7 protein-coding genes and 1 pseudogene are annotated in these 8,369 nt (G+C 40.3%); 5 read left to right on the plus strand and 3 right to left on the minus strand.

Annotated features, from left to right (window positions below; genetic code table 11):
* Nucleotides 1–4: 4 nt before the first annotated feature.
* The 5 genes from EXU57_RS24570 to tnpA all read left to right on the plus strand — a co-directional run bounded on the left by EXU57_RS24570 (nucleotide 5) and on the right by tnpA (nucleotide 7,183).
* Complete coding sequence (locus tag EXU57_RS24570) at nucleotides 5–2,296, plus strand: lanthionine synthetase LanC family protein (RefSeq protein WP_133270922.1); 2,292 nt, start codon at nucleotides 5–7, stop codon at nucleotides 2,294–2,296.
* A gap of 714 nt (nucleotides 2,297–3,010) precedes the next feature.
* Nucleotides 3,011–3,295 (plus strand): hypothetical protein, encoded by a 285-nt coding sequence (locus EXU57_RS24575; protein ID WP_165958296.1) that lies wholly within the window; start codon nucleotides 3,011–3,013, stop codon nucleotides 3,293–3,295.
* Nucleotides 3,296–3,425: 130 nt separating this feature from the next.
* Entirely contained in the window at nucleotides 3,426–3,614 is a 189-nt protein-coding gene (locus tag EXU57_RS24580; RefSeq protein WP_133270924.1) for a hypothetical protein, read from the plus strand.
* Between the two features lie 391 nt (nucleotides 3,615–4,005).
* Nucleotides 4,006–5,844 (plus strand): hypothetical protein, encoded by a 1,839-nt coding sequence (locus EXU57_RS24585; RefSeq protein WP_133270925.1) that lies wholly within the window; start codon nucleotides 4,006–4,008, stop codon nucleotides 5,842–5,844.
* 1,024 nt (nucleotides 5,845–6,868) lie between these two features.
* Complete coding sequence (gene tnpA / locus EXU57_RS24590; RefSeq protein ID WP_133270926.1) at nucleotides 6,869–7,183, plus strand: IS66 family insertion sequence element accessory protein TnpA; 315 nt, start codon at nucleotides 6,869–6,871, stop codon at nucleotides 7,181–7,183.
* Here the strand turns inward: tnpA and EXU57_RS25490 are convergent.
* From EXU57_RS25490 to EXU57_RS25500, 3 genes and pseudogenes are all read right to left on the minus strand, one after another.
* Entirely contained in the window at nucleotides 7,159–7,401 is a 243-nt protein-coding gene (locus EXU57_RS25490) for a tyrosine-type recombinase/integrase (protein ID WP_207955597.1), read from the minus strand. The two genes, tnpA and EXU57_RS25490, sit on opposite strands and share 25 nt — an antisense overlap.
* 15 nt (nucleotides 7,402–7,416) lie before the next feature.
* Nucleotides 7,417–7,851 (minus strand): tyrosine-type recombinase/integrase, encoded by a 435-nt coding sequence (locus EXU57_RS25495; protein WP_262708575.1) that lies wholly within the window; start codon nucleotides 7,849–7,851, stop codon nucleotides 7,417–7,419.
* A 62-nt stretch (nucleotides 7,852–7,913) separates the two neighbouring features.
* Nucleotides 7,914–8,030, minus strand: a pseudogene (locus EXU57_RS25500) (phage integrase N-terminal SAM-like domain-containing protein); the annotation flags it as partial.
* Nucleotides 8,031–8,369 lie beyond the last annotated feature (339 nt).

Here is an 8,369-nt window from a genome sequence, read left to right on the forward strand (position 1 = left end):
TAATATGAATTGGAAAGATAGACTAGAAAAAGCTATTGAATCGACTCAGATTCTTTCTGATACAAACTTCAGCTGGTTTGGAGTTGCTTATCCCCAAATACCTGAGGAAGTGAGGCAATCCTTATTGCCTAAAACAAAGCATGCTTATCTCATCCGAATTTTAAGTGAATGGCTTTATAGAGGTTTCTATTGTATGGGTGAAGCAACGGATTTACGTCTATTAAATAATTCAATAGCGGGCATAGAAAAAACTTTTCTTTACCAGCAACTTCCAATGGCCAATCAAGGGCTAGAATCTTGGCATAAGGGTTGGACAGTCATTGAGTCCTTTAACAACGGTATCGTTATAATAGAGAACAAGGGCCTTCGCATATCAGTACATCGAGAAGAAATTTCTGAAAACCATAGTATAAAAAGTCAAACAACAGTGCAATTAAAAGGGCCGAATGGTTTGTTCGATTTCTCCCCTGGGTATTACACAGCTCTTAGCGAAATCAGTTTTCCTCCTGGAAACAACCATTGGTTTGTGCGAATATATTTGAATCTCGATCTCGAAGGTTCTTTCAATTTTTTAAAAATTGTTACTACAGAGTTGAACAAAATTGCTCATCCTTTCATCCTTAAGGTGCATACCGGACCGGAGTTGCAATGGAGATGCGATTCAGTTGTACTCATCATATTAAAGAAAGATTTTTCGCTTATCTCAAAGCTTCTTACTCCTTACATTGAGAGTCTCAGACCTCATTTAGGGAAAAATAATCCAGCTTTCACGAAATGGATAGGATGGGGTATTGGTCTAGCAGAAAGTCCTAAAGGAGGGATCAGTTTTGGGGAAAATAGGTGCGCCATTATGGCGAAAGCAATTGTTAGTGCAGAAATGCATAACATAAAAACTCTTTCCGGACGTTTCCGTGAGATAGAAAGGCATTTTCAAGAACAAGGACTTTCCTTGGACATCCCTTACTTGAATAGTGTTTCACGTGACGACTACGGAACACCTTTTAACGATTTCCAAGTTGGAAAGGGCGCAATTCCTAGTGTATCGAGAGATGCCTCATCTATTGATTTTCTTAATGCAGCATCGCAGATTGGAATTCGCCTTACTCGAAATGCTGTTTGGCATGAACAGCGGTGTAACTGGTTAGCTTCGGGTAGATCCTCTCAAGGCAAAAAGTCTAGGTTCTTTACTAGTAACCTTAGTCCGGATCTTTACTCTGGAACTAGTGGGGTAGCGCTCTTTCTCGCTCATCTATATGCAAATACTCAAGAATCACGTTTTCGAACCACTGCTTTGGGAGCAATCCGTCAAGCCATTTCAAAGGTCGACACAATTCCTGATCACTTGAATATAAGTGCATATGCTGGAAACTTGGGAATTGCATTAGCAGCGGCTAAAATTGGAGAGATATTTAATTCCGAAGAATTATTGAAAGCTTCAATTGACATTTGGACTCAGATAGTTCATAAGAATCGACAAAATAGTTGTGATGATTGGCTTTTAGGCAAAGCCGGAGCTATTGTCGCAACTATACTTCTAGCTGATATCCACAAGGATCAACGTTTTTTAGATTTTGCGTTAATACTCGGAGATGAGATTTTGGATTCAGCAGAAAAATCAGTTGAGAATAGTATCAAGAGAACAACTCACGGATTTGCCGGTATAAATCTAACGGGATTTTCGCATGGGTCCCTAGGAATTGTTTTCGCTCTACTTACACTCTATCGCATTTCAGGTAACTCTAAATATTGTAAATATGCTCAACAAGCACTTGAAAACAAAATATATTGGCCAAATAATTTAATTGTCGAAGGGAGTGAGTTACCGGGAATTGAAGCCACTAAAATATCAGAAAATGGCCATGATTTTAACTTTTTTGGATGGTGCCATGGTCCCTCGGGGGATGCACTTTCGTGGCTTCTTGCCAATGATCTTCTTCATCAGCCTAATTATAAGGCTGAAGCAATATCAGCTCTTCAAAGGTCATATGAGAGTACAAAGAATTGGTTGGATCATGGGCATTGTGATTACTGCTTATGCCACGGTTTAACAGGCAACTCGGAGATATTATTGTACGGACATCAATCCTTAAAATCATCAGAGTCTGATTGGGCGTTGCTTGCCCTAAGGGTCGCAAATTCCGCGTTAGAGTACACTCGAGCTCTTGATCGAGCATTTGATATTGGGGCAATCTCAGGTGAAGACCCCAGCCTTATGCAAGGGAACGCAGGAATTGGTTATTTCTTCCTCCGCCTATACAACCCTAATATTCCCTCGATTTTGACTCTGACTAGGTAACCCTCTGTGTAAGAACATGTTTGAAAATTTTGTTTTCCATGGTTTAGAGTTTAGCAATAAATTCATCCAACGAAAACCGATACACTTGACCATATGGCTTTTACTGGATCCAACCGAATTCCGATAAATCCTTTGGCTTTGATCTTTTATCCCCGTCAGCGTTCGATAGTCTCGTCAATGCCGAAAACCAAGTCCTCTCCCTCCTTGGCAAAGCGGGATACCACCAATAGAAGCAATAACCGTGCACACTTCCGTGCGCACCAGCGAGCACCCGGTGGTATTTGTGAAACCGTCGCTCATCGCTTAACCCAACTGCTTGTAAGGCACTGCAAACTGTCCGGCGGCCAACTACCAACAGACAACCGGCCACTAAAACCTTCGCATGTTTAAAGACCTTTTGCTAAATAACGGCGCAAATACTAACATTTGATCGGAGAACTATTTCGATAATGTGATCATAAATTTGATTTGTCGTGATCTCAAATTTAAGCACTTCTGGGGAGTTCTCTATTTATTGCATTTGGCTAAACTCGAACTAAGGGTAGTAAAGTTTGACCTGAATGGGTGGTCAAATTACCATCTGAATATACACCCGCCTAAACCATTTTAAAACAGTCTCTCCCTTTAAACCTTATACGCCCGCTACGGAGTTAATCCTGCTGCCTTCGGCAAGCGTAGCAAGCGTTTGAACTTTGGCAACACGCCAAGCCTTTGGTGCGTCAAGTCAAGAGCGAAGAAGGCGTTTTGATTATTGATGACCGTATCGCCGAAAAAGAATACACTGACGAGAACGCTATGATTACCCGGCATTGGGATCATAGTAAACAACGCTATATCAAAGGCATCAACCTGTTGACCGCTTTTTATCATAGCCCCGCCCCGGACCAAGATGTGCCGCTTCGCGTACCTATTGGAGTTAAGCCCATCCGCAAACCGGTGTGGTATTGCGACTTCAAAACACGGAAGGAGAAACGCGAGAATTGTAGTGACAAAGAATGAACTGATGTGCTAGATGATTAACCGATGTATCCAAGATCAGGTTAAATTTATCTACCTTTTGGGTGATTCTTGGTTTGTTCCATCTGAAAACCTGCGATTAGTGCATTAAAAGAAGATTTTCATCTTCGACATGAAAAGCAACCCCTTGGCTGTTTTGAGTGAAGAAGATCGAAATGCTGTTCGTTGGACAGCGCTTGAAGAATTGATGATACCAGAGCACACACCCATTAAGGTTTGGCTCAAAGACCTGGAATTCCCAGTCGTTTTGGCCAAGCAGGTCTTTAAAAACAAAGGCAACTCTACTGGTGGTGTCCAATGACTTGACGATGACCTGCGAGCAATTCGATAAGCTCTTCAAAAAACGGTGGAGCGTCGAGGAGTAGCACAAAAGCATCAAACAAAACACAGCATTAGCCAAGTCCCAACCAGAACTATCAGAACCCAAAGCAACCACTTGTTCGCTTCCATTTTAACTTACGTCAAATTGGAAAAGCGCAAGTTCACCACTTCGCTTCACCACTTCGCCCTAAAAACCAAACTTTACAACGCCGCTATTAAGGCCGCCTTCAGGGAACTTCATGAAATCAAAACTGCAGCGCGGGATTTTGGCGCTGCGTAACATCAGTTATTAACTATCCGTAAAAACTAAACCATCTCAGTTAAATTATTTGGGCTTTTAACTTTTATTACCTGCAATCAATCCTTTGACAATGATCTATTTTACGCGAAATATTAAATTTAAAGATGAAATCTTATTATTCAATGATTTTCCAGTATGGCCAGTACTAGATGATAAGGAAGAATATAGTTTGCGGAATCTTGCAAACGTCTTTGAGGGTAAATTGCAATTCGTAGAAGAAGGGTTCGTAAAAAAAAGAAGTAAAATAATACAAGACAGGGGTATAGTTATCGCTTGGAAAGATTGCAGCACTATTGCAAAGTTGTACGCCCATCTCACTTTTAGAGAATTTATTATAACTAATGATCCAATAAGGGCATTTAAAGGGTACAATAGTGCTGTTATTTTAGGCTTGCAAAGTGATCTGAGTTATGAAATTTTGGATGCTTTTTATGATCCTCTTAATAACGGGGGGAACGTAGGCTTTATCTACTCTCATAATTTAGCGGGTTTAAGAAGACAGGCATTATTGAAGTCAGCTACTCTTTATTGGAATAATATAGCTTCGATAGACAGAATTGATTGGTATCCAGATATCAAGACGTTATTTCCTCAAAATTCCTTTCATTCTGTTATTGGTTATTCGACACCGAAGGATACAATCAAGAAAACTTTGGAAAAGCCTCCTGCCATTTTGAATATATTCGCTCATTCCGATGGACTCGATATGAAACTTAGTCCCTTTACTCTTTGTCCAATAAAATCACTATCACCATTGGGCGATAATGCCCCTTCTAACCCACCATTTTGCGTGGTTAATTCATACTGTTACCGATTAAACCAGAAAATGGAAAATGCATTAAAAAATGATTTACTATTATCGCCAGAAAAGTTAAAAGCCCGCATATTGATATTGAATAGTTGTTTTGGTATTCGATTCTCACCAAATAGAATAAACCCTTCTTGGCAGATAGCAATTCAATTAATGAACAGCACCTACCTTGGAGCTATAGTCATCACTTGGAAGATCATTCAAACAAATCCGGATTTAATCGAGCCACTAATCACAGAAATACTTAAAGGCCAAACTATCGGTCAATCAGTTGCACAATTTAACCTTTCCGAGAATGCACTAAAATATGATATCCAGTTTGGTATTTTAGGGGATCCTGAATGCAAACTACCTTCAACACCAAGAATATATTTATCAATGGCGAATAAAAAGAAGAAAACACTCTTTAGAGAACGAGAATTTTCTGCTCTCAATTTCTTAAATCTATATTTTAATTTTTCTATTTACCATCACAAAGGGAAACTAAAAACACTAGCAAAGAAAATTGTTGCTGAAATTGGAAAATACCAATTGGATCTTTTTGCCAGATCTAATAATAAACCAATAGAATTAAATTATCTAATTAGTGAGTTTTTTCGGCAGAACTATTTTGAGTTGGTCAATCTTTTCTCAAGCCCTGATAATTGGGAGCCTTCAAAAGTTTCATGCCCAAATTGTGGATGCCCGGCTACGAGGTGGCGCTATCAAATGGATAGCAAGACGCTTCCCACCAGAATTGTAATAAATTGCCCTAATTGTATGGTGAACAAGGACACAAGTGAGTACTTGAAAGAAGCTGATTTCAGTTATGATGAAGAAAAAAGCGCGTTTTTGATACATTGGCCCACAATCCAACATAGCTGGGACGGCCTGTTAAAGGCAGAATATAAAATGAGATCAGTCGCCCGTTATTGGGAAATCAAAGGCGATCGTTCAATCTTTCCCCAAAACGAAGTCTTAGTTGATACCCAAGGAATGATGGAAGGAGAATTATACCTTGCTTGTGTATTAATAATCGATTTTGAAATAGCTATTGTTCGTAAACCTGCAAGAGTGAATAAAGATGGTAAATTGAAAATCATCGATCGACTAAATTAGACAAGTTGCGGTGAGAATAATGGAAATGAGTAGATTTTGCGCAAAAATCAGATATGGAAGAGTTTGTATATCCCAAGAACGAGCGATAGTGGGTGGCTAAGACGGGCATTGACGAGCGGCGCTTCTTGATCTTGTTGCCACATAGCTCCAATACATTTGTGCTTTACCGCTCGTAGCCAAGACGAAAAAAACAACCTTGTATATACATTAGAGCGTTATTGCAATCTATACGACAGGCAATGTATATATTTTATCCACGAGACTCGGTATGTATTTTCGCTTACACTCACTACAGAGTGATGCGCCAGTAACACATTCTCGATACATATGTGTTGTCTCGCCGGGACATTGAAGAACCTCTGCGATTTTGAAGAAGAACAAGAATGCGGTTGGCCACCTTCCTTCTTTTGTTTCTCTGGAATTAGACGGCCACCAGAAAGACTTCGGTGCAATTTGTTAAAAACCTGCTCACGAGTTTCGTTAAGAAGGATGACGGACTTGGGGTTTTTCACGCTCATCCTCCGGCCCGGCTCAACCAGAATAGGAAGGAGCATACGGAATGAATAGCTAGGGGACGGTAGGCCGATTTGTCGCGCTACGATTTTGGTGACTTCTGCATGTGTGGTCTGATGGATATCAGTAGGAATGAGTGTAGGACGTTCTGGAAAACGAATAGCTGAAAAAGGAACGATGCAGCAGTAATGCGAGGAATTCTAAGCGTAGCAATTGACACACTTTAATTCCACCCATACAACTGTATAACTTTTCTCATTGTTAGATTCTCTGCAGCGCGCGTCTCAAGTACGTGAATCTCTCGGCATTCTCTGTCTGAGAAACTCACTGCAGTTTCAAGCAAGGCAGTCCCAGTAAACTGACGATACGCTTCTCTAAACCTTACCATTACAAGCTCGACATCGCTGGTTGATAAGTGGAATGGCCAGTAAGAATTCTTCCTTACGTTCACAGTAACCCTCCGGCCAAGTACACATAGTTTGCAAAGAGCGGCAGAGATAGTTTTGCGTTAATGGAACAAAGTATAATGAAGCGTCGGGTTAAACGTCGCACTGTGGGTGAGATAAAATTACTGCTGGAAGCGTTTGCGACATCTGGCCTGAGCATACAGTCATTCTGTGATCAGCACATTATCGGCAAGTCTACCTTCCATAAATGGCAAAGCCGTTACAGCAATAAGCAGGATCAAAGCATAAGCAAAGCATTTGCACACAGAGAAATTGTTACTACCTGCGTTCAACATTCCGCAACATTATTTGCAGAAGTAAAGGGAATAAAAGTCTATCAGGCTGTTACTGCTGCTTACCTAAGAGAGCTCTTGTTATGAGCAGCCTTTTGCAGATAAGTCCATTCATCAAGCGGACTCCGCACCTTGAATTTATCTCTATTAACAACATGCGTATATACAATAGTAGTCCGGATATGTTTCTGACCAAGTAGCTCTTGTACGATCCGGATATTATATCCATCTTCCAGTAAATGAGTTGCAAAGGAATGGCGAAAAGGATGGCAGGATGCATTTTTGTTTATTTGAGCCTTTTTGATTGCTTCTTTTACTTCTTATTGCAAAAAACTTTCATGATGATGATGCTGTTTCAATTTTCCTGAACGGGGATCGAGGGCGAGGTCTTTGGAGATGAAAAAGTATTGCCAGTTCAATTCCATGGGTGCGTACGGATATTTTCTTTCTAACGCTTCGGGAATAGAGGCTCCGGAAAATCCTGCTACCGACTGGTTTTCTTCCAATTTGATCTTTGTCTTTTCAATCTGCCTTTTCAATGAAGGTATTAACACGTGTGGCCATAAGGTACTTTGATCGTTATCGCCTTTGCCGCTCCGGACAACGATTCCACCGAGTTCAAAGTCTATGTCCTTTATGCGCAATGTTAAACATTCGGCCAGGCGCAACCCACTTCCGTATAAGAGTGACGCCATAAGATGAATTTCGCCCTCAAGATGGGACAATACTTTTTTTACTTCCTCACGGCTAAACACAACCGGCAAGCGCTCTCCTACTCTTGCGTGCTTAAAATCAGGTTCCCACGGCTGAATTTCTACTACGTTTTGTATAAAAAAGCAAGGGCATTCAGCGCCTGGTTCTGTGTGGATGCCGATACCTTTCTTTTAACGGTCAAATAGGTAAGGAATTGTCCTACCTCTTTTGCGCTCATTTCTTCGGGTTTTTTTTATTATAAAAGAGGATAAAGCGGTAAATTCAATCCACGTAAGTCTTCTCGGTACTGTAGCTCAAATGATTTAGACTAATTACTTCCCTGACCAGGTTTAAAAATCTTGATCTTCTCATGGAGGAAAGAATAATATAGATAATATAACAAAGTTTACAAATTATATTGAAAATGTCTCTATACTCAACAATATATTGTTATTAGGCTTTTGTTTTTAATAAACTATTTTTTAAATTTGTACTAGTTTTAGTATAATGCGGATATTGACAGTAGAATATTATTTTCTGTCGCGGCGCGCGGTTTGGCTGGAAGCGTGATATATTAGGG

The organism is Segetibacter sp. 3557_3 (assembly GCF_004354985.1).
Classification (GTDB): domain Bacteria; phylum Bacteroidota; class Bacteroidia; order Chitinophagales; family Chitinophagaceae; genus Segetibacter.